Consider the following 26,487-nt stretch of genomic DNA (forward strand, 5'->3'; position numbering starts at 1 on the left):
GGCTTCGCCCTGTTCACTGACCGAAACGTCGTCGCGATGCGCGTCAACGGCGATCTCAAGGATCTCGCCACGACAGTGACCGACACCGACGTGGTCGAAGCGGTCACGATCGACAGCCCTGACGGTCTCAGCATCCTCCGCCATTCCGCCGCGCACGTGCTGGCGCAGGCGGTGCAGCGCATCAATCCGCAGGCGAACCTCGGCATCGGTCCGCCCATCACCGACGGGTTCTACTACGACTTCGGCGTCGAAACCCCGTTCACTCCCGAGGACATCAAGGCCATCTCCAAGGAGATGCAGCGCATCGTCCGCGAAGGTCAGCGCTTCGTCCGCCGTGTCGTCACGGACGATGAGGCTCGCGCCGAGTTGGCCGACGAGCCGTTCAAACTCGAGCTGATCGGTCTCAAGGGCCCGGGCAAGGAAGCGGCCGAAGGCGCGTCGGTCGAGGTCGGCGAGGGCGAGCTGACGATCTACGACAACACCACCCGCGACGGCGAGGTCGTCTGGAAGGACCTCTGCCGCGGCCCGCACCTGCCGAACACCCGCATGATCGGCAACGGCTGGGACCTCACCCGCATCGCCGCGGCCTACTGGCGTGGCAGCGAGAAGAACCCCCAGCTGCAGCGCATCTACGGCACGGCGTGGCCCACCAAGGACGAGCTGCGCGCGTACCAGCACCGCCTCGAGGAGGCAGCGAAGCGCGATCACCGTCGCCTGGGCAAGGAACTCGACCTGTTCTCGTTCCCCGAGGAGATCGGCTCAGGACTGTCGGTCTGGCACCCGCGTGGTGGCATGATCCGCGGCGAGATGGAGCAGCACGCGCGCAAGCGTCACATCGAGGGCGGCTACACGTACGTCTACACGCCCCACATCTCGAAGGAGGACCTGTTCCTCACGTCGAACCACCTCATCACGTACAAGGACGGCATGTTCCCGCCGATCGTGATGGACGAGGAGCGCGACGAGAACGGCGAGATCACCAAGCAGGGCCAGGACTACTACCTGAAGCCGATGAACTGCCCGATGCACATCCTGATCTACAAGGAGCGTGCGCGCAGTTACCGCGACCTGCCTCTGCGGTTCGCCGAGAACGGCACGGTCTACCGCAACGAGCTCTCCGGCGCCCTGCACGGTCTCACTCGCGTGCGCGGGTTCACCCAGGACGACTCGCACCTCTTCGTCACCCCCGACCAGCTGGAGGAGGAGGTCGCGAAGGTCCTCGACTTCATCCTGTCGATGCTGCGCGACTTCGGTTTGAGCGACTTCGAGCTCGAGCTCTCGATGAAGGATGACGAGAAATCCAAGTGGATCGGCTCGGAGGAGTTCTGGGAGTCGTCGACCGATGCACTCCGTCGGGTCGCGATGGCGTCCGGGCTCAAGCTCACGGAGGTCCCCGGCGAGGCCGCGTTCTACGGTCCGAAGATCGACCTGAAGACGCGTGATGCGATCGGCCGAGTGTGGCAGCTGTCGACCGTTCAGGTCGACCCCAACCTGCCCGAGCGCTTCGAGCTCGAATTCATGGACAAGGACGGGCAGAAGAAGCGCCCGATCATGATCCACCGCGCTCTCTTCGGCTCGATCGAGCGGTTCTTCGCGATCCTGCTCGAGCACTACGCCGGCGACTTCCCCGTCTGGCTGTCCCCGCTGCAGGTCGTCGGCGTCCCGGTGGCCGAGGAGTATGCGGACTATCTCGGCGACGTGATCCGCACGCTGCGCGACTCGGGGGTCCGCGCCGAGCTCGACAGCTCGGACGACCGCATGCAGAAGAAGATCCGTACGCACACCACCGGCAAGGTGCCGCTGCTGCTGATCGCCGGCGAGCAGGATCGCGCCGCCGGAACCGTGTCGTTCCGGTACCGCGACGGCACGCAGGAGAACGGGGTGCCGATCGCCGACGCGGTCGCCCGGATCCGCGGTGCGATCGACGCGCACACCCTCGTGCAGACGGCAGGGGATCTGGCGTGACCCGCGGGCGAGTGCGCGGACACGGCAATGGCTGAGCTGGAAGACGCCGGGCGCCTGGTCGGCGTGCCCGACGAGTTCCAGCGTCTGTGGACGCCGCACCGGATGGCCTACATCCAGGCCGGGCCCGAGCCGTTGCGGGAGGAGTGCCCGTTCTGCGAGGCGCCGAAGTATCCGGATGCCGAGCGGCTGATCGTCGCGCGCGGTGAGACCGCCTACGTGCTGCTGAATCTGTTCCCGTACAACTCCGGACACCTGCTGGTGTGCCCGTACCGTCACATCGGCACGTACGACCAGGCCACACCCGAGGAGGTCGCCGAGATCGGCGCCCTCACGCAGACCGCCATGCGCGTGCTCCGCGAGGTGTCACGATGCGACGGGTTCAACCTCGGTATGAATCAGGGCGCCGTGGCCGGTGCCGGCGTCGACGGCCACCTTCATCAGCACGTGGTGCCGAGGTGGACGTCGGATGCGAACTTCTTTCCGATCATCGCGAAGACCAAGGCGCTCCCGCAGCTCCTCGGCGAGGTGCGGGAGGCCGTGGCCGACGCCTGGCCGCGCTGAGTCTCAGCGCACCTGACGCGCGGTGAACTGCATGCGGGGGTTGGCGTAGAACTCCTGCGCCTCGACCAGCTGCAGTTCGCGGTCGCCGGAGTCCAGCGTGGCCTTCAGCAGGTCGTAGACGCTCGACGCCGTGCGCTCCAGTGCGATCTGGGCGCTGCCGGTCTCGACGTAGTGCGCGGTGAAGAGCGCCGCGGTGACGTCGCCGGAGCCGTTCGCCTTCATCGGCAGGTGCGGGGTCTGCACGATCCAGGCGCCGGTGTCGTCGGCCGCGAGCATTTCGATGGTGCCTTCCTCGCGGTCGGGACGCTCGACGCTCGTTACGAGCACGGTGCGGGGACCCATCGCGTGCGCCAGATCGACCGACGCGAGAGTGGACTCCAGCGTGTCGGGCTCAGTGCCGGTCAGGAAGCCGAGCTCGAACTGGTTCGGGGTGATGATGTCGGCGACCGGGACGACGCGCTCGCGCAGCAGCACAGGGATGGCCGGTGCGACGAAGCAGCCTGATTTCGCGTTCCCCATCACGGGGTCGCACGCGTAGAGCGCCTTCGGGTTCGCGGCCTTCACGCGCGCGACCGCGTCGATGATCACGTCGCCGATGCCCTCGCCGCCCTGATAGCCGCTGAGCACCGCGTCGATCCGGTCGAAGACGCCGCGGTCCTCGATGCCCGTGATCACCTCGCGCACGTCGTCGGGTGAGATCATCGGTCCGCGCCAGGCGCCGTAGCCGGTGTGGTTGGAGAAGTTCACCGTGTAGACGGGGAGCACCTCCACGCCGATGCGCTGCAGCGGGAACACCGCTGCGGAGTTGCCGACGTGGCCGTACGCGACGGCGGACTGGATGGAGAGGATCTTCATCGGCGTCCCTTTCGTTCAGGCGGGCAGCTGCCCGCGTCGGTGATCATCGCGTCGCCGCGATGAGATCGGTGACGAGCGTGTCGGCGTCGTCATCGGACAAGTCGTGCACCGTCAGGCGGAGGTGGCGGGAGGGCTCCGCACGCTCGCCGAGGGCGAAGTCGTCGCCCGTGCGCGCAAGCCACCCGCGGCGCATCAGACGCTCGGCGACCAGGCGGGCCGGCCGCGGAAGTTCGACCCACAGGCTGAGGCCCTCGGTGGTGGCGATGGCGATGCCGGCTTCGCGCAGACGCGCGGCGAACGCCTCGTTGCGCTCGGCGTAGTGGGCTCCGGCCGAGGCGACGCGCGCCGCGGCATCCGCATCAGTGAGCTGCGCGAGAGTGAGCCGCTGCAGCAGGTGGCTCACCCAGGTGGTGCCCGGGCTCAGTCGCATCGCCAGTCGTTCGGCCGTCTCGGGATCGGTCGCCGCGAGCGCGAGACACATGTCGGGGCCCAGGAACTTCGACACCGAGCGGACGAGCGCGAAGCGACGATGCCCCGGACCGATCAGGCTCTCATAACGACGCTGAGACAGCATCGAGAAGTGGTCGTCCTCGATCAGCAGCACGTAGGGGTGGTCGGCCAGGACCGCGCGCAAATCTTCGGCACGGCGGGCGGTCAGGCTCGCGCCGGTCGGATTCTGCGCGCGGGGCGTGCAGATCACCGCCCGCACTCCCGCGGCGAGCGCCGCGCGAAGGCCGTCGACGGTCATCCCCTCCGCGTCGACCGGGACGGGCACAGCGCGGTAACCGCCGAGGCGCACGGTGTGGATGCTGGCGAGGAAGCAGGGGTCCTCGAGCGCCACCGCATCGTCGCGAGTGAGCGCCTGGGCGAGCAGTCGTTCGACGGCGTCGACCGCACCGCTGGTGACGGTGATGCGGAACGGACTCTCGGAGAGGTCGGGTGCCATCCACTCCTGCGCCCACCGGGCGAGACCCTCGTCGATCACCGGTTCCCCGTAGAGCACGGGGCGACCGGCGACCGTGGCGAGCGCCGCCGAAGGATCGGGGATCAGCGAGGGGTCGGGGTTGCCGGTCCCGACGTCGCGCAGCACGGTGTCAGAGGCGTATCCCTCCTGGGCCACGGCATCCATTCCGGCGACGACCGTCCCGGCCCGTCCGCGAGAGACCACCAGACCGGCCTGAGCGAGCTGTCGGTAGGCGGCGACGGCGGTGTTGCGATTGACGCCGCGCATGGTGGCGAGTTCGCGCACCGGCGGAAGCACGTCACCGGCGCTGAGGGTGCCGCGCTCGAGCATGGCGCGCACGCTGTCGGCGATCTCTGCCGCGGTCGTTCCAGTGATGTCGTCGCTCATGTGTCCTCGCCTCGATTCTAGGTCGTCACGGACGGTGCTATCTTTTGACATAGATCAAATCTGAGATGGAATCGCACGAACCGCGTCGCGATCCGTCCCTCCGAGAGGACCGACATGACCGTCACCGAGAAGGCCGCCACCGGATCCGCGCGCGTGAAGCGCGGCCTCGCCGAGATGCTCAAGGGCGGCGTCATCATGGATGTCGTCACCGCCGATCAGGCCAAGATCGCCGAGGATGCGGGAGCGGTCGCGGTGATGGCGCTCGAGCGGGTCCCGGCAGACATCCGTGCACAGGGTGGGGTGTCGCGCATGAGCGATCCCGACATGATCGACAGCATCATCGACGCGGTCTCGATCCCGGTGATGGCGAAGGCGCGCATCGGGCACTTCGTCGAGGCGCAGATTCTCCAGGAACTCGGCGTCGACTACATCGACGAGTCCGAGGTGCTCTCACCGGCGGACTACGTCAACCACATCGACAAGTTCGGCTTCACCGTGCCGTTCGTCTGCGGAGCCACGAACCTCGGAGAGGCACTCCGCCGCATCAACGAGGGCGCGGCCATGATCCGCTCGAAGGGCGAAGCCGGCACGGGCGACGTCTCGGAGGCCACCAAGCACATCCGCAAGATCCGCAGCGAGATCAACGTGCTGCGTTCGATGACCAAGGACGAGCTCTTCGTCGCGGCGAAGGACTTGCAGGCGCCCTACGAGCTGGTCGCCGAGATCGCCGAGACCGGCACGCTGCCGGTCGTGCTGTTCGTCGCCGGCGGCGTCGCGACCCCCGCGGATGCCGCGATGATGATGCAGCTCGGCGCCGACGGCGTGTTCGTGGGCTCCGGCATCTTCAAGTCCGGGAACCCGGCGGAGCGTGCGGCCGCGATCGTGAAGGCCACGACGTTCTTCGACGACCCGAAGGTCGTCGCGGAGGTGTCGCGCGGACTCGGTGAGGCCATGGTCGGCATCAACGTGTCGGACCTGCCCGCGCCGCACCGGCTCTCCGAGCGTGGCTGGTAGTCCCCGCGTCGGCGTGCTCGCGCTGCAGGGCGACGTGCGTGAGCATGCCGCCCTGCTCGCCGGTCTCGGCGCCGACGTCACCCTCGTCCGCCGGCCCGGAGAGCTCGCCGTGGTCGACGGACTGATCATCCCGGGTGGGGAGTCCAGTGTGATCGACAAGCTGTCGCGACTGTTCGGGATGCAGCGGCCGATCCGCGACGCGATCAGCGCCGGGATGCCGGTGTACGGCACCTGCGCCGGGCTGATCCTTCTCGCAGACACGGTGCTCGACGGCATCGCCGGGCAGGAGTCGTTCGGCGGGGTGGACATCGCGGTTCGGCGCAACGCGTTCGGGCGTCAGGCGGACTCCTTCGAGACGACGCTCGACGTGCCGGCGCTGGGGGAGCAGCCCGTGCGGGCGACGTTCATCCGCGCGCCCGTGGTCGAACGCGTCGGAGCCGGTGTCGAGGTGTTGGCGTCGCTGCCGGGCGGGGCGGTCGTCGCGGTGCAGCAGGGCAATCTCCTGGGGACGAGCTTCCACCCCGAGGTGGACGGCGAGTCGCGGTTCCACGCGCTCTTCCTGACGCGTGTGCGGGAGTTTGCCGGCGCCTGAGCGGCGTCTCAGACCATCTCACGCGTGACCGTGGCCGCAGTTCGTTAGACTTGACGATGCCCTGGGCTGAGCCCGGGCGGATACGACGAGCGGAGAACCATGTCCGGGCATTCCAAGTGGGCCACCACGAAGCACAAGAAGGCCATCATCGACTCCAGGCGCGCGAAGTCCTGGGCCAAGCTCATCAAGAACATCGAGGTCGCCGCCAAGCTCGGCGGAGCCGACATGCAGGGGAACCCGACCCTCTTCGACGCCGTGCAGAAGGCCCGGAAGACCTCGGTGCCCAAGGACAACATCGATCGCGCAGTGAAGCGCGGCGCCGGCATCGGCGGGGAGTCCGTCGAGTACCTGTCGATCATGTACGAGGGGTACGGACCCAACGGCGTGGCGCTCATGATCGAGTGTCTGACCGACAACAAGAACCGCGCGGCCGCCGAGGTTCGCACGGCGCTGAGCCGCAACGGCGGAACGCTCGCCGACCCGGGCAGCGTCGCCTACAACTTCAGCCGCAAGGGCATCATCGTCGTCGGCTCCGAGGGCACCACCGAGGACGACGTCATGATGGCGGCGCTCGAGGCGGGGGCTGAGGAGATCGAGCCGCACGCCGAGGGCTTCGAGATCGTCACGGAGGCGACCGACCTGGTCTCGGTGCGCAGCGCACTGCAGGATGCCGGGATCGACTACGAGTCCGCCGACGTGGAGTTCGTGCCGAACCTCAAGGTCGAGATCGACGCCGACACGGCCCGCAAGATCTTCCGCCTCATCGACGCGCTCGAGGACAGCGAGGACGTGCAGAACGTCTTCACCAACTTCGACCTCACCCCCGAGGTTCAGGCCGAGCTCGAGAACGACGAGGCGTAGGCGCGCCGGACGCGGCTCGGGGTCGTCGCGGCATAGCCTGACATCGTGACGACCTCTCTGCGCGTGCTCGGCATCGACCCCGGCCTGACCCGGTGCGGCGTCGGCGTGGTCGACGTCGATCGCTCGCGTCGTGGCACGCTGGTGCACGTCGGCGTGATCCGTTCGTCTCCGGACGCCGAGATCGGTGACCGGCTCGCGATCGTGGCGGCAGGTATCCGCGCCGTGATCGCCGAGCACCGACCGGATGCGGTCGCGGTCGAGCGGGTGTTCGCGCAGCACAACACGCAGACGGTCATGGGCACCGCGCAGGCCAGCGGCGTCGCGCTTCTGATCGCCGCAGAGCACGGTCTGCCCGCCGCGACCCACACCCCGAGCGAGGTGAAGGCTGCGGTGACGGGGTACGGCGCCGCCGACAAGCGCCAGGTGCAGTCGATGATCGCCCGCATCCTGCGTCTGGATGCGCCGCCGCAGCCCGCTGACGCGGCCGATGCGCTGGCGATCGCCCTGTGCCACGCCTGGCGTCGCGGAGCTCCGGGCGCTCCGGGGCAGTCCGCATTGACCCGGGCGCAGCGCGCCTGGGCCGACGCCGAGCGTGTCGCTCGAACATACCTACGATCGGCCCCGTAGGCTGAGAGGATGATCTCCTCCCTGCACGGTGTCGTCCTGCATGCGACGACCGACCAGGTCGTCGTCGAAGTCGGAGGTGTCGGGTTCTCCGTCGCGGTTCCCGCCGATGTCGCGCACACCGCCACGGTCGGCGAGCGCCTGGCGCTGCACACGAGTCTGATCGTGCGCGAGGACGCGCTCTCGCTCTACGGGTTCGCGGAGCGGGAGGAGCTCGAGATCTTCGGACTGCTGATCAGCGTGACCGGCGTCGGGCCGAAGTCGGCGCTCGGGGTGCTCTCACACATGACGGTGGATCAGATCGCCGCCGCCGTCACGTCGGAAGACGACGCGCCGTTCCGCCGAGTGTCGGGCATCGGCCCGAAGACGGCGAAGCTGATCGTGCTGCAGCTCGCCGGCAAGGTCCACGCCGTCGTCTCGGCCTCCCCGAAGGCGGCCACGTCCGGCAACGACATCGCGGCACAGGTCGCCGTGGCCCTGGTGGGGCTGGGCTGGTCGGAGAAGGTCGCCGCCGAAGCCGCCACCCAGTCGGCGGCCGAGGCGACCGAAGCCGAGCGAGCGTCGGTGTCGTCGCTGCTGCGACGCACCCTGGCCCTGCTGGGTCCTGCGCAGGGAGGCCAGACGCGTGTCTGACGCGCTCGACGCCGCCGAGCCGGTCGACGAGACCGAGCTCGCCATCGAAGGCGCGCTACGTCCGTCCAGCCTCGGCGAGTTCGTCGGGCAGCAGAAGGTCCGCGGCCAGCTGCAGCTGCTCCTCGACGCCGCCCGCATCCAGGGCCGCCCGGCCGATCACATCCTCCTGGCCGGCCCTCCCGGGCTCGGCAAGACGACGCTCGCGATGATCATCGCGCACGAGAGCCAGCGGCCGCTGCGCCTGTCGAGCGGACCGGCCATCCAGCACGCCGGCGATCTGGCGGCCCTGCTCTCGAGCCTCGTGCCGGGTGAGGTGCTCTTCATCGACGAGATCCATCGCATGGCACGCTCCGCCGAGGAGATGCTGTACCTCGCGATGGAGGACTACCGCATCGACATCATGGTGGGCAAGGGAGCCGGCGCCACGAGCATTCCGCTCGAGTTGTCTCCGTTCACTCTCGTCGGAGCCACGACGCGGTCCGGGCTGCTGCCGAACCCGCTGCGCGACCGTTTCGGCTTCACCGGGCACCTGGAGTTCTACGAGGAGTACGAGCTCGAGCAGGTCATCGCCCGCTCGGCGCAGCTTCTCGGGGTCGATGTGCCCACCGACGCGCTGTCCGAGATCGCGCGTCGCTCGCGCGGCACACCCCGTATCGCCAACCGTCTGCTGCGCCGCGTGCGCGACTACGCGCTGGTGCACAGCGGGGAGCGGCCTCCCTGGGTGACGTGCAGGCCGCCCTCCAGCTCTACGACGTCGACACCATCGGTCTCGACAGGCTCGACCGCGCCGTGCTCGAAGCACTCGTGCGGCGGTTCCGCGGCGGTCCGGTGGGTCTCAGCACCCTCTCCGTCGCGGTCGGTGAAGAGGCGGAGACGGTCGAGAGCGTCGTCGAGCCGTACCTCGTGCGCATCGGCTTCCTGGGCCGCACGCCCCGCGGTCGCATCGCGATGCCCGAGGCCTACGCGCATCTCGGGGTGAAGCACCCCGACGGGATGCTCACGCTCGATGACCTATAATCGCTGGAGACTTCCCCCGGATATCTTTGTGCGCCCAAACGCTGGTGCGTGCACCTGAGAAAGGCGCTACCCCCACCATGGAAATCCTCCTCTTCGGACTGCTCGCCGTCCTCCTGGTCTTCATGATCTTCAACACGCGCAAGCGCACGAAGCAGATGAAGGCACAGCAGGAGGAGAAGGCGACCAAGACGGTCCCCGGTGTGAAGGTGCTCCTGCAGGGCGGCATCTTCGGCACGATCGTGGCCTACGACCACGACGATCTCGACTCGCCGGCACTCGTCGAGATCGCTCCCGGCACCATCATCGAGGTGCACAGCCAGGCCATCCTGCGCATCGTCGAGCCCAAGGACGTCGTGGTCGATGACGTCGATGCCGCGGACGCCATCGTCGCCGAGCCCGCGGGCGACGACATCATCGTGGTCGACGAGGTCGCTGACCGCGGCACCGCCTCGACGGTCGAGACTCCCGAGGAGACGCGCGCTCGTCTCGAGCGCGACGCAGACGACAAGTAACTCGCCGCGCTCGCGCGGTACTCGGAACTCCGGCCTCCCAGAAAGCTGAACACACGTGGCTTCATCTTCTCCCGTCCGTCACGCCTGGCGGGTCCTCCTCGGCCTGCTCCTCGTGACGGGTGTGCTGTTCGGCATCAACGCCCTGGGCGTCCACGTCTTCAAGGACGCGGAGGGCGCGCCGGCCAGCTCCTGGGCACCGGAACTCGCTCTCGACCTGCAGGGCGGCACGCAGATCGTCCTCAGCGCCGAGACCGAGGACGGCGCTGACCCCACGCAGGAGCAGCTCGACCAGGCAGCGGCGATCATCCGTCAGCGTGTCGACGCCTCGGGTGTGGCCGAGGCCGACATCACGACCGAGGGCGGACGCAACATCGTCGTCCAGATCCCGGGCGAGGCCGACGAGCAGACCCGCGAGCGGATCCAGTCCAGCGCGCAGCTCGAGTTCCGCGCGGTCCTCGCCACCACGGCGGCCAGCACCGAGTTTGTCGGGGAGGACGGCAACGCGACGCCGTACCCGACACCCGACCCCGCGCTCGAGGCGACTCCTACGGCGGAGCCGACCGACGGCAGCGATCTGGCCTGGGTCACCCCGAAGCTCCAGGCCGAGTTCCTCGCGTACGACTGCAGCAACCCGCAGAACGATGCCGCCAGCGCCCCGAAGGATCAGCCGCTGATCGCCTGCGACGACCTCGGACAGGCGAAGTACCTCCTCGGCCCGGCGGAGCTCACCGGTACGGCGATCGACGACGCGACCAGTGGCCGCGACCCGCAGTCCGGTGCCTGGATCGTGCAGCTCACGATGAACCCCGACGGCGCCGACGCGTTCGGCAAGGTCAGCACGCGCCTGAACCAGAACCGCATCGACGGGCTCACCCCGCGTGATCAGTTCGCGTTCGTGCTCGACGGCGCGGTCATCTCCGCGCCGACGATGAACGGCATCATCCTCGACGGCCGCCCGAGCATCTCGGGCAGCTTCACACAGGAGTCGGCCACCACGCTCGCGGACCAGCTGAAGTACGGCGCACTGCCGCTCAGCTTCACCGTGCAGAGTTCCGACACCATCTCGGCGACGCTGGGCACGCAGCAGCTGCAGATCGGCCTGATCGCCGGTCTCATCGGTCTCGCGCTCGTCGCGATCTACTCGCTGATCGTGTACCGGGCTCTGGGCTCGGTGATCATCGCCTCGATCGCCGTGATGGCCGTCTTGACGTACATCGTGATCTGCATCCTGGCCTGGCGTCTCGGCTTCCGCCTCTCGCTCGCGGGCGTGGCGGGTCTGATCGTCTCGATCGGGTTCACGGCCGACTCGTTCATCGTGTACTTCGAGCGAATCCGAGACGAGCTGCGCGACGGCAAGTCCATCACCTCGGCGGTGGAGGACGGATGGGGTCGCGCGCGACGCACGATCTACATCTCGAAGTCCATCAACATCCTCGCGGCCGTCGTGCTCTACATCCTCGCCGACTCCACGGTGAAGGGCTTCGCGTTCACGCTCGGACTCACCACCGTCATCGACGTCATGATCTTCGTCATCTTCACGCACCCCGTGATGCAGTTGCTCGCGCGGACCCGGTTCTTCGGCGGAGGACACAAGCTGTCGGGCCTTGACCCCGAGGCACTCGGCGCCGTCTACCGCAGCCGCTCGCAGTTCCGCCCCGTGGCCACCGCCAGTGCCGGACGCGGAGCGAAGAACTCCCGCGCGCGCGGTGAGGCAGAGCGCCGACAGACGATCGCCGAACGCAAGCGCGCCGAAGCCCTCGCGGGCGATAAATCGAACACAGCCGGAAGAGAGGGAGACAACTGATGCCTTCCATGAGTGAGTTCGGCAACAATCTGTACAGCGGGAAGACGTCGTTCCCGTTCGTCGGCAAGCGCCGACTGTGGTTCATCATCGCGATCGTCCTCGTCGTGGGCTCCGCCCTCGTCCCGCTGATCCGCCCGATCCAGTTCTCGATCGAGTTCACCGGCGGCTCGCAGTTCACGGTGACAGCACCCGACAGCACCGACCAGGACACGGCCTCCGAAGCTGTGCGCACCGTCGTCCCGGGCGCGGCGACCAAGGTCGTCACCGTCAGCGAGGTCAACGTCCGCGTGCAGACCGATCAGATGAGCGCGGAGGAGACCCAGCAGGTCGCGAACGCCCTCGCCGACGCCTACGGGGTCGAGCCGAGCGAGGTGACCTCGTCGTTCATCGGTCCGCAGTGGGGTGAGAACGTCACGCGTCAGTCGCTGTGGGGACTTGCGATCTTCCTCGCGCTGACCTTCTTGATCCTCGCGATCTACTTCCGCACCTGGAAGATGTCGGCGGCGGCGATCATCGGTCTCCTCGACGTGCTCGTCATCACGGTCGGCGTCTACGCGCTGGCCGGATTCGAGATCTCGCCGGCGGCCGTGATCGGTTTCCTGACGATCCTCGCCTACTCGCTGTACGACACGACGGTGGTGTTCGACAAGGTCAGAGAGAACACGCTGGAAGACGGGGAGAAGTCGTCCCGGCTGTTCGGCGAATCCGTCAACCTCGCCGTGAACCAGACCCTGGTGCGCTCGATCAACACGTCGGTGGTGGCCGCCCTCCCGGTGGGAGCGGTGCTCTTCATCGGTGGCTTCTGGCTCGGTGCCGAGTCGCTGACCGACATCTCGCTGTCGATCTTCGTCGGCATCCTGGTGGCGACGTACTCGACGCTGTTCGTCGCCGCGCCGCTGTATTCGCTGTTCCGCGAGAACGAGCCGCAGCTCAAGGAGCGCGACGCGCGCGTGCGCGAAGCACGTAGCAAGTCCGCCGTCGAGGTCTGATCGACTCGCCGCCCGGGCCCACCCGGCCGCGGCACGCGTAGAATTATTCAGTTCGGGAGGTGAGTGGATGGCGGATGCACCGGCGGTGTCGCAGGGTTCGAGCCTGCGGCGTCTGGTACCCCGCATCTTCTCGCGCGCGTCCCGCGTCAACGATCTCGACAATCTGATCCGCACCGTTCGCGCGAATCACCCCAAGGGTGATTTCGCCGTCATCTCCCGTGCCTATGCGGTGGCGAAGGACAAGCACACCGGTCAGCAGCGCCAGAGCGGTGAGCCGTACATCACCCACCCGCTCGCGGTCGCGCAGATCCTCGCGGAGCTGGGACTCGGTCCGCGCGCGATCGCCGCGGCGCTCCTGCACGACACGGTCGAGGACACCGGCTACGCCTTAACCGAGCTGACGGCGGAGTTCGGCGACGAGGTCGCCATGCTCGTCGACGGGGTGACGAAGCTCGACAAGGTCAAGTACGGCGAGAGCGCGCAGGCCGAGACCGTCCGCAAGATGATCGTCGCGATGTCGAAGGACATCCGCGTGCTGCTCATCAAGCTCGCAGACCGCCTGCACAACGCGCGTACCTGGGGCTTCGTGCCGCCCGAGAAGGCTACGAAGAAGGCCAAGGAGACGCTCGAGATCTACGCGCCTCTTGCGAATAGGCTCGGCATCCAGGCGATCAAGTCCGAGCTCGAGGATCTCTCGTTCGCCGTGCTGCACCCCAAGATCTACAACGAGATCCACAGCCTCATCGCCCAGCGCACCCCGCAGCGCGAGAAGTACCTGACGCAGGTGGTCGAGGAGATCGACGAGGATCTGCGCGACCTGCGCATCCGCGGCAAGGTGATCGGCCGTCCGAAGCAGCTCTACTCGGTGTACCAGAAGATGGTCATCCGCGGTCGTGAGTTCGACGACATCTACGACCTGATCGGCATTCGCGTGATGGTCGCCTCCGTGCGCGACTGCTACGCGGTGCTCGGCGCGATCCATGCCCGGTGGACACCGCTGCCCGGGCGTTTCAAGGACTACATCGCCACGCCGAAGTTCAACCTCTATCAGTCGTTGCACACGACGGTGATCGGCCCTGCCGGCCGAACGGTCGAGATCCAGATCCGCACGCACGAGATGCACCAGCAGGCGGAGTACGGCGTCGCCGCGCACTGGATGTACAAAGAGCGCATGAACGGCGGCAGCAAGACCGAGGTTCGTGCCTCCGACGCCGACATGGCGTGGCTCGCACACATCTCGGACTGGCAGGCCGAGACGGCTGATCCGGGTGAGTTCCTCGATTCCCTGCGGTTCGAGATCGGCGCCAAGGAGGTCTACGTCTTCACCCCGAAGGGGCGTGTGATCGGGCTTCCGGCCAGCGCCACTCCCGTGGACTTCGCGTACGCCGTGCACACCGAGATCGGCCACCGCACGATGGGTGCGAAGGTCAACGGACGACTGGTCCCGCTGGAGTCCGAACTCAAGAGCGGTGACGTGGTCGAGGTGTTCACCTCGAAGAACCCCGACGCCGGTCCGAGCCAGGACTGGCTCGGCTTCGTCGCGAGCACCCGCGCTCGTAACAAGATCCGCGGATGGTTCACCAAGGAGCGTCGCGAAGAGGCGATCGAGCAGGGCAAGGAGTCCATCGCTCGCGCGATGCGCCGCCAGAACCTCCCGCTGCAGAAGCTGATGAGCCAGGATTCCTTCTCGGAGGTCGCCCAGCAGCTGCGCTATGAAGATGTCTCCGCCCTGTACGCGGCGGTGGGCGAGGGACACGTCTCGACGCAGTCGGTGCTCGAGAAGGTCACGGCGCTGATCACGGCCAACGATCCGACCACCGGCACCATCGACCTGCCCGGCAGCGCACCGTCACGAGAACCCCGCACGGGCGACTCGGGCATCCTGGTCCGGGGCGCCAACGACATCCTGGTCAAACTCGCCAAGTGCTGCACCCCGGTTCCGGGAGACGGCATCGTCGGCTTCGTGACCCGTGGCAGCGGTGTCTCGGTGCACCGCGCGGACTGCGTGAACGTGAAGGCGCTGGCGTCCGAACAGGACCGCTTCGTCGAGGTGTCGTGGGCGCCGACCACCAAGAGCGTGTTCCGGGTGCAGATCCAGGTCGAGGCGTTGGACCGGTCGGGACTGCTGTCCGATGTGACGCGCGTGCTCAGCGAGCATCACGTGAACATCCTGTCGGCGACCGTGACCACGAACGACGAGCGTCTCGCCCTGAGCCGTTTCGTGTTCGAGATGGGCGACGCCGTGCACCTGGACCGAGTGCTCAACGCGGTGCGTCGCATCGACGCCGTGTACGACGTGTACCGGGTCACCTCGTCCTGACGGCGAGCTCGGTGAGGATCTCCTTCGCCACCCGTGTTCCCGGAACGCGTTCGAGAGCGTGCACCGCGGTGGCCGTCTCGGCGACCAACGCCGGCATCGTCAGCGCCAGTCGCTGCGCCCAGAGCAGGAGTCCCGGCTCGCGGTGCACTCCCAGGGCCAGATCGAGCAGCGTGCGCGACGCGGACGCGACGTCGATGCCGCCGATACGCACGATGTCGTCGGGCGCAAGCGGAGTGTCATGAAAGACGAGGCGGTGGCTCGGCCGCGGGCGCACGCGGCGGGTGGTTGCGCGCTGCACGTGATGCACCGTCGGCGGAGTGTCGCCGGCTCCGTGGATCCACGCCGCGGTGGGACCGGAGGCCGCGGTCCCCGCGCGCACGAGAGTTGCGACAGAACTCGCCCGCACGTCGCAGCTCTCCACGAGATCGGCGGGGACGTAGGCGTCGCCCATCTCGACGACATGCCCGTCGAGCCGTGCCGCGCTGAGCTCAGACAGACTCAGGCGATCTCCGGGGAGGAACAGAAGCGCGGGGTGCATCACGCCAGTGTGGCGTAGCGCACCCCGCGCTCAGGACCTGTCGGTCGGACCTGTGGAGAGATTCAGCCGCCGAGGGCGCTCAGCCAGGTGCGGCGTGCCTCGAGGGCGTCCGCCGCTTCCTTGGCGGCCTTCTTGTTGCCGGCCTTCTCGGCGGCCGCGAGCTCGGACTCGAGCTTCTCGATCGCCTCGAGCAGCTGCGAACTCATGTCGTTCGCACGCGCCTTGGTCTCGGGGTTGTTCTTCTTCCAGTCGACCTCTTCGCGGGCCTTGAGGGCCTGCTCGATCACGCGGAGACGGTCGTCGAGCGCCCGCTCCTTCTCGCGAGGGAACACACGGCCGATCTCGTCCCACTGGCGCTGGATGTTGGTGAGCTGCGAGCGTGCGCGCTTGATGTTCGGCTCGTCGGCGACGGCCTTCGCTTCCTCGAGCAGGGCCTCACGCGCCTCGATCTTCGGGCCCGATTCGGCTTCCTCGGCGGCGGACTGCTCGGCGCGCGCCGCGTAGAGAGCATCTCCGGCTGCCTTGAACCGTGCCCAGAGTGCGTCGTCGGCCTTGCGTCCGGCGCGACCGGCGGCCTTCCACTCGTCGAGGAGCGTGCGGTAGGCGGGGATCCCGTCGATGCCGCGGGGAGCGAGCGCTTCGGCACGCTCGACCAGGCGCGACTTGGCATCGCGCGCAGCCTTGTGCGTGTCATCGAGCTCGGAGTAGAACGCACGCCGCTTCTTGTCGACGACGGCGCGGGCGTCACGGAATCGCTTCCAGAGCTGCTGCGACACGCCCTTCGACAGGCGAGGGCCGGTCTGCTGCTGGGCCTGCCAAGCGTCGAACAGCTCGCCCAGCTCGGCGGTGACCTGCTTCCACTGCACCTTCGTGAGGTCGCGGGCCGCGATCGCCTCGGCGCGTTCGACGAGTGCGGTGCGCTCGGCGATGGCCTGGTCGATGAGTTCCTTGGCCTTCTGCGCCTCTTCGGCGGTGGCCTCCGACAACGATGCGGTGAGCGCGTTCAGACGCTCGCGCAGCCCGGCCAAGTCGCCGACGGCGGCGGCATCCGTCGCCTCCTGGAGGACGTGCCCGGCCTGCTTGACAAGGTCGCTGGCCGCGGCGCCGCCGGCCTGGTGACGCTGCTCGAGAGCACGCACCTTGAAGGCGATGTCATCGAACTTGCGCACGAAGTAGGCGAGGGCCTCGTCGGGGGTGCCGTCGGGGTACTGACCGACCACACGCCACGTCTCGCCCTCGAGAACCTCGACGGTGCCGTCTTCGCTGACACGACCCCACTTCGCGGCATCCGAGGACACGGCGGCGGAGGGAGCGGAGGGAACCACCGCCGGCGTGGGCACCCGAGGGGGCGCGGGAAGGCGCGGGGGTGCCGGGACGGGAGGAGTCGGCTTCGACGATTCGGTGGCAGACAAGAGTGCTCTCCTTGCGCGGTCAACCCGCGGGAGGGGGGAAGGGACGGGCTTCAGCCTAGTATGCGCGGCGTCGCGGCGTCCGATGCATCCCGGTCCGGCGTTCTCACATCACCGTTATCGAGTTGTGAGCAGAACGTTCGTTCGGCGTAACCGCCGCCGGACTTTGCGCGAAACACCGGGTGCCTAACGTCAGAGCAACGAACAGAGGAGAGCTCGTGATCGTTCGAGACAGCACACCGTCGGATGTCGTGGTGGTGGGGGCCGGGATGGTCGCGCACCGATTCGTCGAGAGCCTGCTCCGCAACGCCGGTGACATGCCGCGGGTGACCGTCATCGGCGAGGAGGCGCGGGCGCCGTACGACCGTGTCGGACTGACCTCTTACTTCACGGGTGCTGTGGCGGATGACCTGGCGCTGGACGCCGATGTGCTCGCCGACGAGCGCGTGCGGTTCATCAGCGACGACCGCGTCACCAGCATCGACCGCACCGAACGCACCGTGCGCACGCGCTCCGGTGCCCTCCACTCGTACGGCACCCTGGTGCTGGCCACCGGGTCCTACGCGATGCGTCCGGCCGTCGACGGGGCCGAACTGGCCGGATGCTTCGTGTATCGGACGCTCGACGACGTGGCCGCGATCCGGGAGTTCGTCGCGCGTCGTTCGGCTCAGCTGGGGCGACCGCTGCAGGGCGCGGTCATCGGCGGCGGCCTGCTCGGACTCGAGGCAGCGGGCGCTCTTCAGGGACTCGACGTGGAGTGCACCGTGGTGCAGTCGTCGGACCGGCTCATGTCGGCGCAGCTCGACCTCGCCGGCGGTACGATCCTGCGTCGCCTCATCGAGTCCAAGGGCATCGCAGTCCGCACGCAGACCCGCACCACTCGACTGGATCCGGATGCGTCAGGTGCCGTCGCGGCACTGCAGTTCCAGGACGGCAGCATGCACGCGGCCGACGTCGTGATCTTCACCGTCGGCGTGCGTCCGCAGGACGCGCTGGCGCGCCAGGCGCAGCTCGCGGTGCACCCGACGGGCGGTGTGCTGATCGACGAGCGCTGCCAGACCGCCGACGACGACATCGTCGCGATCGGCGAGGTCGCCAACTTCGAGGGACGCTCCGTCGGGCTCGTTGCACCCGGGTACGCGATGGCGGAGGTCGCTGCGACCCGTCTGCTCGGCGGCGACGCGACATTCCCGGGCTACGACGACTCGGCCAAGCTCAAGCTCTCGGGCGTGGATGTCGCGAGCTTCGGCGACGCCATGGCGGTCACCCCGAACGCTCTGGACGTGGTCTACACGGATCCGATCACCGGCGTCTACAAGAAGCTCGTGCTGTCGGACGACGCGACGACCCTGCTCGGCGGCATCCTCGTCGGCGATGCCTCGGCGTACGGCTCGCTGCGTCCGCTCGTCGGAGCACCGCTGGGCGCCGATCCGGCGGCATACCTGATGCCGGAGGGCGGTGCGGCACTGCCCGACAACGAGCTGCCGGAAGACGCCGTGGTGTGCTCCTGCTCGAACGTGACCGCCGGGCGTATCCGCGAGGCCGTGCACGCGGAGGGCTGCACGGACGCCGCGGCGGTGAAGGCGTGCACGAAGGCCGGCGCGACCTGCGGATCATGCATCTTCGCGGTGAAGAAGATCGTCGGACAGGAGCTCACGAAGCTCGGTCAGACGACCTCCGACGCACTCTGCGAGCACTTCGCGATGTCGCGGCGCCAGCTCTTCGACGCCGTGCGCGTCTCGGAGCTGTCGACGTTCAGCGCGATCATCGGACGCTTCGGCACCGGCCGCGGGTGCGACATCTGCAAGCCGGCCCTCGCCAGCATCCTTGCCGTGCTGGTCGGCGCGCACGTCCTCGACGGCGAGAACGCGGCGCTGCAGGACACGAACGACCACGTGATGGCCAACATGCAGAAGGACGGCACCTACTCCGTCGTGCCGCGGATGCCCGGTGGCGAGGTCACACCCGCCGGCCTGATCGCGATCGGGAACATCGCCGAGAGCTACGGCCTCTACACGAAGATCACGGGCGGTCAGCGTATCGACATGTTCGGCGCTCGGCTGGAGCAGCTTCCGCAGATCTGGCAGCGGCTGGTCGACGCCGGGTTCGAGTCGGGCCAGGCGTACGGCAAGGCTCTGCGCACGGTGAAGTCGTGCGTCGGATCGACCTGGTGCCGCTACGGCGTGCTCGACGCGGTCGGTATGGCCGTGCGGCTCGAGCTCCGCTACCGGGGCCTGCGTTCTCCGCACAAGCTCAAAGTGGGGGTCTCGGGCTGCGCGCGGGAGTGCGCAGAAGCACGGGGCAAGGACGTCGGAGTCATCGCGACCGAGACGGGATGGAACATGTACGTCGGTGGCAACGGCGGCTTCTCACCGCGGCATGCCGAGCTCCTGGCCTCCGATCTGGACGACGAGGGGCTGATCCGCGCGATCGACCGCTTCTTCATGTACTACATCCGCACCGCCGACCGTCTGCAGCGCACCGCCGGCTGGTGCATGGAGCTCGACGGCGGCCTCGACGGGCTGCGTGAGGTCATCTTCGACGACAGCCTCGGAATCTGCGCCGACCTCGACGCGGCGATGGACCGGCACGTCGATCGGTACGAGGACGAGTGGGCCGCGACGCTGCGGGATCCCGTCAAGCTGCGGCGCTTCGAGTCGTTCGTCAATGCGACCGACACCCCTGACCCGTCGCTGGCGTACGTCGCCGAGCGCGGGCAGGTGCGTCCCGCCACCGCCGAGGAGCGCTCGGCCGGCTCGGTGCTCATCGCCGGCACGACACTGGAGGTCCGACGATGACGACTGTGGAGACGACAGCCCGCGTACGAGTGTGCGCGGTGAGTGATCTCGAGGTCGAGCGAGGGAGGGCCGCGCTGTTCGGCGCGGTCCAGATCGCGCTCTTCCTGCTCGACGACGGCAGCGTGCACGCGGTGTCGAACCTCGATCCCTACAGCGGCGCTCACGTGATGTCCCGCGGCATCGTGGGAAGTCGGGGAGACGTGCCGACCCTGGCATCGCCCATGCACAAGCAGGTGTTCGACCTGCGGACGGGCGAGTGTCTCGAGACGCAGGGCCGAGAGCCCGCGGCGTTGCGGGTCTGGACCGTGACGATCGTGGATGGCGATGTGGAACTGACCCCCGAGGAGATCCGATGACCGTGATGCTGGGTGTGACCCTCACCGGACGCGACGTGCTGCTGGTGGGCGGAGGATCCGTCGCGTCCAAGCGGCTGCGGCGGTTCCTCGCCGAAGGGGCGCGCGTTCGGATCGTGGCTCCGGAGTTGCATGAGGACACCGCGCGACTGGCCGCCGAGCACGAGGTGCCCTGGCAGGCGCGCCGCTTTCGCTCGACCGACCTCGCGGGCGCCTGGCTCGTGCACGCGGCCACGGGCGACCTCCGCATCGACCGTGATGTGGCGGAGCGGTGCGACCGGCAGCGGATCCTCTGCATCAACGCCTCGGACGGGGCGCACGGCTCGGCCCGCCTGACCGCGCAGGCTGAGATCGGCGACGTCACGGTGGCGGTGGCCAGCAGTGTCGGAGCGGACCCTCGTCGATCCGTCGCGGTGCGCGATGCGATCGTGGATATGGTCGGAGACGGCAAGCTCCCGCTGCGGCGTCAGCGCAGCGGACGCAGCGGACGCGTCGACCTCGTCGGCGGCGGTCCGGGACCGATCGACCTGATGACGGTGCGCGCGCGCCGGCTCATCGCCGAGGCCGACGTCATCGTCACCGATCGACTCGGTCCGGGAACAGAGGTCGTGCACGGGGTGGACCCGGACGTCGAGGTCATCGACGTGGGCAAGCAGCCGGGCCGTCATCCGGTTCCGCAGGACGAGATCAACCGCATCATCGTCGCGCGCGCGGCCGAGGGGCTGCGAGTCGTGCGTCTCAAAGGCGGAGACCCGTTCGTCTTCGGGCGGGGCGGCGAGGAGATGAGTGCTTGCCTGGCAGCGGGCATCCCGGTCGATGTGACCCCGGGAATCTCGAGCGCGATCGCGGTTCCGCAGTCGGCGGGAATCCCGGTCACGCATCGGGGGACTGCGGCCGCGTTCCATGTCGTCAACGGGCAGGGCGGGTTCGGTCCCGCTACGTTGGAGGCGATGGCTGATGCGACGGTGACGACGGTGGTACTGATGGGCGTCGCCGCCCTCGAGCGCCTGGTCGATGCGGCGACGGGACGCGGCGTTCCCCTCGACCGCCCGATGGCGTTCGTCGAGAGCGGTCACACGCCGCAGCAGCGCACCACGCGGACCACGCTCGGACGCGCGGTCGCCGACGCCCGGAACATCGGCCTGCGCAACCCGGCCGTGATCGTGATCGGTGATGTCGCCGAAGAGCGGCTGCTGCTTCCGAGCCCGCACGCGATCGGGGCTGCCCTGGCGTGACGATCCGCACCCCGCTCTCCCCGGCGTTGGCCGGATGCACCATCGTCGTCGCGGCCGACCGTCGCGCCGGTGATCTCGCATCCGCGCTCGAACGCCGAGGCGCGCAGGTCTACCGTGCCCCGGCGCTGAGCATCATCCCCAACGCCGACGACGACGAGCTGCTCGAGCGCACTCGTCAGCTGATCTCCGATCCTCCCGACATCGTCATCGTCACCACCGGCGTCGGGTTCCGCGGATGGATCGACGCCGCGCACGAGAACGATCTGGCGGAGGAGCTCACCGACGCTCTGGCCGGGGCCCAGTTCATCGCCCGCGGACCGAAGGCCCGGGGCGCGATCCAACAGGCGGGGTTCGCCGCCGACTGGGTGGCCGAGTCCGAGACCTCCGCCGAGGTGGGCGAGTATCTCACCGCCGACGGCGTTTCAGGACGCCGCATCGCCATCCAGCATCACGGCGCGGGGGCCGACGGCCTCGACGGGTTGCTTGCGGATCTCGGAGCCGATGTCGTGAGCATCACGGTGTACCGGTGGGGCCCGCCCCCGGATCCGCAGATCGTGCACCGCTCCGTCATGCAGGCAGGGTCGGGAGAGGTGGATGCGGTGTTGTTCACCTCCGCCCCTGGCGCTGCCGAATGGGTCAGAGCGGCCACTCGTGCCGGCGTGCTCGACGCCGTACGTCGCCGCGCGGACGCCGGGCGTCTGCTGCTCGCCGCGGTCGGCCCCATCACCGCCGCGCCGCTAAAGGACGCCGACCTGCGTACGACGCTCGCCGTCCGCGGACGGCTGGGCTCGCTCGTGCGCTGCGTCGTCGATCACTTCTCGTCCGGGGCGGCGCCGCAGCTGCCGACGGCCGCCGGTCTGATGGAGATGCGCAGCGGCGGCGTACTGCTCGACGGCGCTTTCGTGCCGCTCTCTCGGGCGAGCACCAGCATCCTCAGCGAGCTGTTCGACGCGCAGGGACGGGTGCTGTCGCGGGAGTCCCTGGGCCTCGCGCTGCCGCGTGGGGGCGAGAGCACGCACGCGGTCGAGATGGCCGTCGCGCGGCTGCGGGAGGCGCTCGGCGGACCCGCCGCGATCCAGACGATCGTCAAGCGCGGCTACCGACTGACCGTGGAGGAGAACGCGTGACCACTCTCGTCGCCTGCTCGCACGGGACCGATTCGCCGGTGGGGCGTCAGAGCGTCGAGGACCTCGTGGAGCTGGTGCGCACGCGTCTGCCCGGCACGCGTGTCGTACAGACGTTCGTCGACGTGCAGGAGCCGAGCATCGTCGAGATCGTGAACGAGGAGCAGGCGCACGACGATGTCGTCGTCGTCCCGCTGCTCCTCTCTGTCGGGTTCCACACGGCCGTCGACATCGCCGAGGCCATCCGGCCCTATGACAACGTGCGGCAGGCGGAGCCGCTGGGCACGCACCCGCTGATCGCCGAGGTGCTGCGATCTCGGCTGCGTGAGGTGCTCGCGGATGACTGGCTGCCGGGCGACCACGTGGTGTTGGCGGCCGCCGGCTCGAGCAATCCCGCCGCGATCGCCGATGTCACGACTGCGGCCACTCATCTCGCACGACTCATCCCCGCGCCCGTCACGGTCGGCTACGCCTCGGCCGTCGATCCGCGGATCCCGGAGGCGGTGGCGGCCGCGCGCTCGCACGGAGCCAAGCGGGTCATCGCCGCCAGTCACGTCCTCGCTCCCGGATACTTCGCCGGGCTCGTCGAGCGGTCCGGAGCGGATGTCGTCTCCGCACCGCTCGGAGTGGATGCGCGCATCGCCGACGTCGTCATCGATCGCTTCCGCTCGGTCTGATCAGGCCTCGTCCCGCGCGATCCGGCGCGCGTCGGCTCAGTCGCGCATGGCACGAAACATCCGCTGTCGACGTCTGTGACATCCGCGAAATACAGGCCGTCTAGCGTCAGCGTTACGGCCGTGTTCGCCGTCGCGACAGGAGCAGCACAGCATGAATGAGTCGGTGCCCACCGAGGTCGTCGTGGTCGGAGCGGGGATGGCGGCCCAGCGCTTCGTGGAACGACTCCTTGCGGACGCCGGCGCGTCGGTTCGCATCACGGTCATCGGCGACGAAGGACGGCGTCCCTACGATCGCACGCGTTTGAGTGACCTCTTCCTCGGCGGAGTCGCGGAGGATCTCGATCTGGGCGGCTCGATCCTCGACGACGCCCGGGTCGTGCTGCTCGTTGACGACCGCGTGCTGCGAATCGACCGTCGCGCGCAGACCGTCCTCACCCGCTCGCGGAGCGTGCATCGCTATGACACGCTCGTGCTGGCGACCGGTGCCTACGCCGCCCGCGTCGCCATCGAGGGAGCCACCGCACCGGGGTGCTTCGCCTACCGCACGATCGACGACGTCGAGGAACTGCGCGACTTCGTCAGCGCTCGCAGCGCCGAGGTCGGACGGGACCTCAGAGGAGTGGTGATCGGCGGAGGCGCGCTCGGGCTTGAGGCGGCGGGGGCGCTGCAAGCGATGGAGGTGGATGCCACCGTCGTGCAGTACGCCGACCGCCTGATGGCCGGACAGCTGGACGGCACGGCGGGCGGGATCGTGAAGCGGCACCTCCAGGCGCGAGGCATCACGGTTCGCACGGGCACGCGCGCGACGCGCATCGACGCCGACGAATCGGGCGCGGTGACCGCGATCGAGTACCAGGACGGGTCGTTTCAGCGGGTCGACGTCGTCATCTTCACGGTCGGGATGCTGGCGCGCGACGAGCTCGCACGCAACGCCGGGATCGACGTGCACCCCCGCGGCGGGATCGTCATCGACGAGCGGTGCGGGACGTCAGACCCCCACGTGCTCGCGATCGGCGAGGTTGCCAGCTACGGCGGCCGCTGCGTGAGCCTGGCGGCACCCGCACGCGAGATGGCCGAGGTCGCCGCCGAGCGACTCCTCGGAGGGACTCGGACGTTCTCGGGCTATGACGAGTCCGCCGCAGTGACGCTGGCCGGCGTGCAGGTGGCGAGCTTCGGCGACGCGCTCGCGCGCACGCCCGACGCGGTCGACGTGCTCTACGCGGATCCGATCGCGGGCGTCTACCGGAAGCTGGTGCTCGGGCCGGACGCGCACACGCTGCTCGGCGGCATCCTCATCGGCGATGCGTCGGCCTACGGCTCACTGCGTCCGCTCGTCGGAGCGGCGTTGACCCGGGACCCGGCCTCGTACGTGCTGCCGGCGAACCGGTAGCGGTCGGCGTCTCGGGGCAGTAGTTACGGGGCAGGCGTCTCCGCCGGTGCAGGTGCGTCCGAGGGCGCGGGCGTCTCGGAGGTGCCGGGTGCAGGTGCGTCCGAGGGTGAGACCGATGGGCTGGGCGTCGGCTCCGGAGCCGTGACCTGCGCGTGCACGACCTGGCTGGCGATCGCCGCGACCACGATGAGTCCGCCGACGATGCCGGCGAGCACGTTGTCACGCACCCGACGGCGAATGCGACCGTCGTGCCAGTCCTTACGCGCCGCGTGGATGCGGGCGCGCTCCGCCTGGGCGCGCGCCTGCTGTGCGTTCTTGGACCCGCGTGCAGCCATTCCCTGGTTCCCCTTCACCGCGTCGGCGGTCGACGTCGCCTGAGAGCCTACCGGCGAGAACGTCGGGACCCCGCATTAGCCTGGAGTCATGACGTCTCCTGCCGCACTGCTCTCCGGGCAGACGCCCCTCGCCGTGCGCATGCGCCCGGTCTCGCTCGCCGAAGTGGCGGGGCAGCAGCACTTGCTGCGGGCGGGTTCTCCGATCGTGGCACTGGCCGACCCCGACGCGACATCGGCCGGCGCCGTCTCGATCATCCTCTGGGGTCCGCCCGGAACCGGCAAGACCACGCTGGCGCAGGCAATCGCCCGGTCGTCGGGTCGCCGCTTCGTCGAGCTCTCCGCAATCACGGCGGGAGTGAAGGACGTGCGCGAGGTCATGCAGGAGGCCATCACGCAGCGCGACCTCTACGGTCAGACGACGATCCTGTTCCTCGACGAGATCCACCGCTTCACGAAGGCCCAGCAGGACGCCCTTCTCCCTGGTGTCGAGAACGGGTGGGTGATCCTGATCGCCGCCACGACCGAGAATCCGTCGTTCTCGGTGATCTCGCCGCTATTGTCGCGCTCCCTGCTGCTCACACTCCAGGCCCTCACCGACGATGACATCGGACTGCTGGTCGACCGCGCCGTCTCCGACGCGCGCGGTCTCAACGGCGTCGTGGCGCTGAGCGGCGAGGCCAGGTCCTCACTCATCCGCCTCGCCTCGGGCGACGCACGGCGCGCACTCACCGGGCTCGAAGCCGGTGCCGCGGTCGCGCTCTCGCACGCGACCGAGAGCACCGGGAGCAAGAAGGACTCGAAGAAGAAGAGCGCTGACGTTCCGGAAGTGACCGCAGACGACGTCGCGCAGGCCGTCGACCGTGCCCTGCTGCGGTACGACCGTCAGGGCGACGAGCACTACGACGTGATCAGTGCGTTCATCAAGTCGATCCGCGGCTCCGACCCCGATGCCGCGCTGCACTACCTGGCGCGCATGATCGAGGCTGGGGAGGACCCCCGCTTCATCGCTCGTCGGCTGGTCATCTCGGCGTCGGAGGACGTCGGTCTCGCCGATCCCCAGGGGCTCGTGATCGCCGTCGCCGCAGCCGACGCGGTGGCGTTCATCGGGATGCCGGAGGGGCGGATCCCGCTGGCCGAGGCCACCGTGTACCTGGCGACGACGGCGAAGTCCAACGCCGCCTACAGCGGCATCGACGCCGCCATCGCCGACATCCGCAAGGGCGGCTTCGGTCGAGTGCCGCTGCACCTGCGGGACGCGCACTACCCCGGAGCGAAGCGGCTCGGACACGGACGCGGGTACGTCTACCCCCACGACGCGGAGTTCGGGATCGTGCCGCAGCAGTACCTTCCCGACGAACTCGACGGCCGTCGGTACTACGAGCCGAAGACACTCGGGTCCGAGCGCGACATCTCCGCGCGCCTCGAGAAGATCCGCCGCATCCTCGGCGACCGGTGAGCCCATACCCGATCTGTTAGACTTGACCGGCTCGAAACCAAGTTTTCGGGCATCTCCTCGTTCACACCCCACCT

Annotated in this window: 23 protein-coding genes and 1 pseudogene; 19 read left to right on the top strand and 5 right to left on the bottom strand. The window is 68.7% G+C overall.

What is annotated here, in order from left to right; translation table 11 throughout:
* Nucleotides 1–36: 36 nt before the first annotated feature.
* Together thrS and AC2D10_RS02290 are read left to right on the top strand one after the other, a co-directional pair.
* Nucleotides 37–1,965, top strand: a complete 1,929-nt coding sequence (thrS, locus tag AC2D10_RS02285; RefSeq protein WP_484711786.1) for a threonine--tRNA ligase — start codon at nucleotides 37–39, stop codon at nucleotides 1,963–1,965.
* Between the two features lie 27 nt (nucleotides 1,966–1,992).
* Nucleotides 1,993–2,526 (top strand): HIT family protein, encoded by a 534-nt coding sequence (locus AC2D10_RS02290; RefSeq protein ID WP_484710213.1) that lies wholly within the window; start codon nucleotides 1,993–1,995, stop codon nucleotides 2,524–2,526.
* 3 nt (nucleotides 2,527–2,529) lie between these two features.
* Here the strand turns inward: AC2D10_RS02290 and pdxY are convergent, their stop codons facing one another.
* Nucleotides 2,530–3,381: a pyridoxal kinase PdxY gene (pdxY, locus tag AC2D10_RS02295; RefSeq protein WP_484710214.1), complete on the bottom strand. Its 852-nt coding sequence runs from the start codon at nucleotides 3,379–3,381 to the stop codon at nucleotides 2,530–2,532.
* A gap of 43 nt (nucleotides 3,382–3,424) precedes the next feature.
* Nucleotides 3,425–4,732 (bottom strand): aminotransferase class I/II-fold pyridoxal phosphate-dependent enzyme, encoded by a 1,308-nt coding sequence (locus AC2D10_RS02300; protein WP_484710215.1) that lies wholly within the window; start codon nucleotides 4,730–4,732, stop codon nucleotides 3,425–3,427.
* 114 nt (nucleotides 4,733–4,846) lie between these two features.
* Here AC2D10_RS02300 and pdxS point away from each other — a divergent pair, with 114 nt between their 5' ends.
* The 10 genes and pseudogenes from pdxS to AC2D10_RS02350 all read left to right on the top strand — a co-directional run bounded on the left by pdxS (nucleotide 4,847) and on the right by AC2D10_RS02350 (nucleotide 15,098).
* On the top strand, nucleotides 4,847–5,746 hold the full coding sequence (pdxS, locus tag AC2D10_RS02305; protein ID WP_484710217.1) for a pyridoxal 5'-phosphate synthase lyase subunit PdxS: 900 nt from the start codon (nucleotides 4,847–4,849) through the stop codon (nucleotides 5,744–5,746).
* A complete protein-coding gene (gene pdxT / locus AC2D10_RS02310) occupies nucleotides 5,736–6,338 on the top strand; it encodes a pyridoxal 5'-phosphate synthase glutaminase subunit PdxT (RefSeq protein WP_484710219.1) in 603 nt (200 codons plus the stop codon). Before pdxS ends, pdxT begins: the two co-directional genes overlap by 11 nt.
* A 99-nt stretch (nucleotides 6,339–6,437) precedes the next feature.
* The gene (locus AC2D10_RS02315) at nucleotides 6,438–7,199 is read left to right on the top strand and encodes a YebC/PmpR family DNA-binding transcriptional regulator (protein ID WP_484710220.1); all 762 of its coding nucleotides are present in this window, start codon (nucleotides 6,438–6,440) and stop codon (nucleotides 7,197–7,199) included.
* A gap of 45 nt (nucleotides 7,200–7,244) precedes the next feature.
* The gene (ruvC, locus tag AC2D10_RS02320; RefSeq protein WP_484710222.1) at nucleotides 7,245–7,826 is read left to right on the top strand and encodes a crossover junction endodeoxyribonuclease RuvC; all 582 of its coding nucleotides are present in this window, start codon (nucleotides 7,245–7,247) and stop codon (nucleotides 7,824–7,826) included.
* A 9-nt stretch (nucleotides 7,827–7,835) separates the two neighbouring features.
* On the top strand, nucleotides 7,836–8,456 hold the full coding sequence (gene ruvA / locus AC2D10_RS02325; RefSeq protein WP_484710223.1) for a Holliday junction branch migration protein RuvA: 621 nt from the start codon (nucleotides 7,836–7,838) through the stop codon (nucleotides 8,454–8,456).
* A pseudogene (gene ruvB / locus AC2D10_RS02330) lies at nucleotides 8,449–9,473 on the top strand (Holliday junction branch migration DNA helicase RuvB). Before ruvA ends, ruvB begins: the two are co-directional and overlap by 8 nt.
* Before the next feature lie 77 nt (nucleotides 9,474–9,550).
* Entirely contained in the window at nucleotides 9,551–9,985 is a 435-nt protein-coding gene (locus AC2D10_RS02335; protein ID WP_484710224.1) for a preprotein translocase subunit YajC, read from the top strand.
* 55 nt (nucleotides 9,986–10,040) lie between these two features.
* A complete protein-coding gene (secD, locus tag AC2D10_RS02340; RefSeq protein ID WP_484710227.1) occupies nucleotides 10,041–11,789 on the top strand; it encodes a protein translocase subunit SecD in 1,749 nt (582 codons plus the stop codon).
* The gene (gene secF, locus AC2D10_RS02345; protein ID WP_484710228.1) at nucleotides 11,789–12,778 is read left to right on the top strand and encodes a protein translocase subunit SecF; all 990 of its coding nucleotides are present in this window, start codon (nucleotides 11,789–11,791) and stop codon (nucleotides 12,776–12,778) included. The genes secD and secF overlap by 1 nt, the downstream gene beginning before the upstream one ends.
* Before the next feature lie 67 nt (nucleotides 12,779–12,845).
* Nucleotides 12,846–15,098 carry a RelA/SpoT family protein gene (locus AC2D10_RS02350; protein WP_484710229.1) on the top strand — a complete coding sequence of 751 codons (2,253 nt, stop codon included), beginning with the start codon at nucleotides 12,846–12,848 and terminating at the stop codon, nucleotides 15,096–15,098.
* On the opposite strand, the gene AC2D10_RS02355 is transcribed toward AC2D10_RS02350, so the two are convergent.
* Both AC2D10_RS02355 and AC2D10_RS02360 read right to left on the bottom strand, forming a co-directional pair.
* Nucleotides 15,085–15,636, bottom strand: coding sequence for a hypothetical protein (locus tag AC2D10_RS02355; RefSeq protein ID WP_484710230.1), 552 nt, complete (start codon nucleotides 15,634–15,636; stop codon nucleotides 15,085–15,087). The two genes, AC2D10_RS02350 and AC2D10_RS02355, sit on opposite strands and share 14 nt — an antisense overlap.
* Nucleotides 15,637–15,698: 62 nt before the next feature.
* Nucleotides 15,699–17,048, bottom strand: coding sequence for a DUF349 domain-containing protein (locus tag AC2D10_RS02360; protein ID WP_484710231.1), 1,350 nt, complete (start codon nucleotides 17,046–17,048; stop codon nucleotides 15,699–15,701).
* Nucleotides 17,049–17,263: 215 nt separating this feature from the next.
* Between AC2D10_RS02360 and nirB the strand changes: the two genes are divergently transcribed.
* From nirB to AC2D10_RS02390, 6 genes are all read left to right on the top strand, one after another.
* Nucleotides 17,264–19,843 (top strand): nitrite reductase large subunit NirB, encoded by a 2,580-nt coding sequence (gene nirB, locus AC2D10_RS02365; RefSeq protein ID WP_484710233.1) that lies wholly within the window; start codon nucleotides 17,264–17,266, stop codon nucleotides 19,841–19,843.
* Nucleotides 19,840–20,199, top strand: coding sequence for a nitrite reductase small subunit NirD (gene nirD, locus AC2D10_RS02370; RefSeq protein ID WP_484710234.1), 360 nt, complete (start codon nucleotides 19,840–19,842; stop codon nucleotides 20,197–20,199). The genes nirB and nirD overlap by 4 nt, the downstream gene beginning before the upstream one ends.
* Nucleotides 20,196–21,431, top strand: a complete 1,236-nt coding sequence (gene cobA / locus AC2D10_RS02375) for a uroporphyrinogen-III C-methyltransferase (protein ID WP_484710235.1) — start codon at nucleotides 20,196–20,198, stop codon at nucleotides 21,429–21,431. The genes nirD and cobA overlap by 4 nt, the downstream gene beginning before the upstream one ends.
* A 2-nt stretch (nucleotides 21,432–21,433) precedes the next feature.
* Nucleotides 21,434–22,558: a uroporphyrinogen-III synthase gene (locus AC2D10_RS02380; protein WP_484711787.1), complete on the top strand. Its 1,125-nt coding sequence runs from the start codon at nucleotides 21,434–21,436 to the stop codon at nucleotides 22,556–22,558.
* Nucleotides 22,555–23,232 (top strand): sirohydrochlorin chelatase, encoded by a 678-nt coding sequence (locus AC2D10_RS02385; protein ID WP_484710236.1) that lies wholly within the window; start codon nucleotides 22,555–22,557, stop codon nucleotides 23,230–23,232. The genes AC2D10_RS02380 and AC2D10_RS02385 overlap by 4 nt, the downstream gene beginning before the upstream one ends.
* Nucleotides 23,233–23,383: 151 nt before the next feature.
* Nucleotides 23,384–24,622 (top strand): NAD(P)/FAD-dependent oxidoreductase, encoded by a 1,239-nt coding sequence (locus tag AC2D10_RS02390; RefSeq protein ID WP_484710237.1) that lies wholly within the window; start codon nucleotides 23,384–23,386, stop codon nucleotides 24,620–24,622.
* A gap of 23 nt (nucleotides 24,623–24,645) precedes the next feature.
* Here the strand turns inward: AC2D10_RS02390 and AC2D10_RS02395 are convergent, their stop codons facing one another.
* Nucleotides 24,646–24,957: a hypothetical protein gene (locus tag AC2D10_RS02395; protein WP_484710238.1), complete on the bottom strand. Its 312-nt coding sequence runs from the start codon at nucleotides 24,955–24,957 to the stop codon at nucleotides 24,646–24,648.
* Between the two features lie 88 nt (nucleotides 24,958–25,045).
* Here AC2D10_RS02395 and AC2D10_RS02400 point away from each other — a divergent pair, with 88 nt between their 5' ends.
* Nucleotides 25,046–26,413 carry a replication-associated recombination protein A gene (locus tag AC2D10_RS02400; RefSeq protein ID WP_484710239.1) on the top strand — a complete coding sequence of 456 codons (1,368 nt, stop codon included), beginning with the start codon at nucleotides 25,046–25,048 and terminating at the stop codon, nucleotides 26,411–26,413.
* Nucleotides 26,414–26,487: the final 74 nt, after the last annotated feature.

This window comes from Microbacterium sp. PI-SA-G, from assembly GCF_057215335.1.

What these genes read in the sequence shown, in the direction of transcription:
- nirD (WP_484710234.1), top strand. Translation starts at nt 19,840, where the DNA reads ATGACGACTGTGGAGACGACAGCCCGCGTACGAGTGTGCGCGGTGAGT.
- cobA (WP_484710235.1), top strand. Translation starts at nt 20,196, where the DNA reads ATGACCGTGATGCTGGGTGTGACCCTCACCGGACGCGACGTGCTGCTG.
- AC2D10_RS02355 (WP_484710230.1), bottom strand. Translation starts at nt 15,636, where the DNA reads ATGCACCCCGCGCTTCTGTTCCTCCCCGGAGATCGCCTGAGTCTGTCT.
- ruvA (WP_484710223.1), top strand. Translation starts at nt 7,836, where the DNA reads ATGATCTCCTCCCTGCACGGTGTCGTCCTGCATGCGACGACCGACCAG.
- AC2D10_RS02400 (WP_484710239.1), top strand. Translation starts at nt 25,046, where the DNA reads ATGACGTCTCCTGCCGCACTGCTCTCCGGGCAGACGCCCCTCGCCGTG.
- AC2D10_RS02390 (WP_484710237.1), top strand. Translation starts at nt 23,384, where the DNA reads ATGAATGAGTCGGTGCCCACCGAGGTCGTCGTGGTCGGAGCGGGGATG.
- AC2D10_RS02350 (WP_484710229.1), top strand. Translation starts at nt 12,846, where the DNA reads ATGGCGGATGCACCGGCGGTGTCGCAGGGTTCGAGCCTGCGGCGTCTG.
- AC2D10_RS02300 (WP_484710215.1), bottom strand. Translation starts at nt 4,732, where the DNA reads ATGAGCGACGACATCACTGGAACGACCGCGGCAGAGATCGCCGACAGC.
- AC2D10_RS02335 (WP_484710224.1), top strand. Translation starts at nt 9,551, where the DNA reads ATGGAAATCCTCCTCTTCGGACTGCTCGCCGTCCTCCTGGTCTTCATG.
- pdxS (WP_484710217.1), top strand. Translation starts at nt 4,847, where the DNA reads ATGACCGTCACCGAGAAGGCCGCCACCGGATCCGCGCGCGTGAAGCGC.
- pdxY (WP_484710214.1), bottom strand. Translation starts at nt 3,381, where the DNA reads ATGAAGATCCTCTCCATCCAGTCCGCCGTCGCGTACGGCCACGTCGGC.
- thrS (WP_484711786.1), top strand. Translation starts at nt 37, where the DNA reads ATGCGCGTCAACGGCGATCTCAAGGATCTCGCCACGACAGTGACCGAC.
- AC2D10_RS02395 (WP_484710238.1), bottom strand. Translation starts at nt 24,957, where the DNA reads ATGGCTGCACGCGGGTCCAAGAACGCACAGCAGGCGCGCGCCCAGGCG.
- AC2D10_RS02290 (WP_484710213.1), top strand. Translation starts at nt 1,993, where the DNA reads ATGGCTGAGCTGGAAGACGCCGGGCGCCTGGTCGGCGTGCCCGACGAG.
- secF (WP_484710228.1), top strand. Translation starts at nt 11,789, where the DNA reads ATGCCTTCCATGAGTGAGTTCGGCAACAATCTGTACAGCGGGAAGACG.
- AC2D10_RS02315 (WP_484710220.1), top strand. Translation starts at nt 6,438, where the DNA reads ATGTCCGGGCATTCCAAGTGGGCCACCACGAAGCACAAGAAGGCCATC.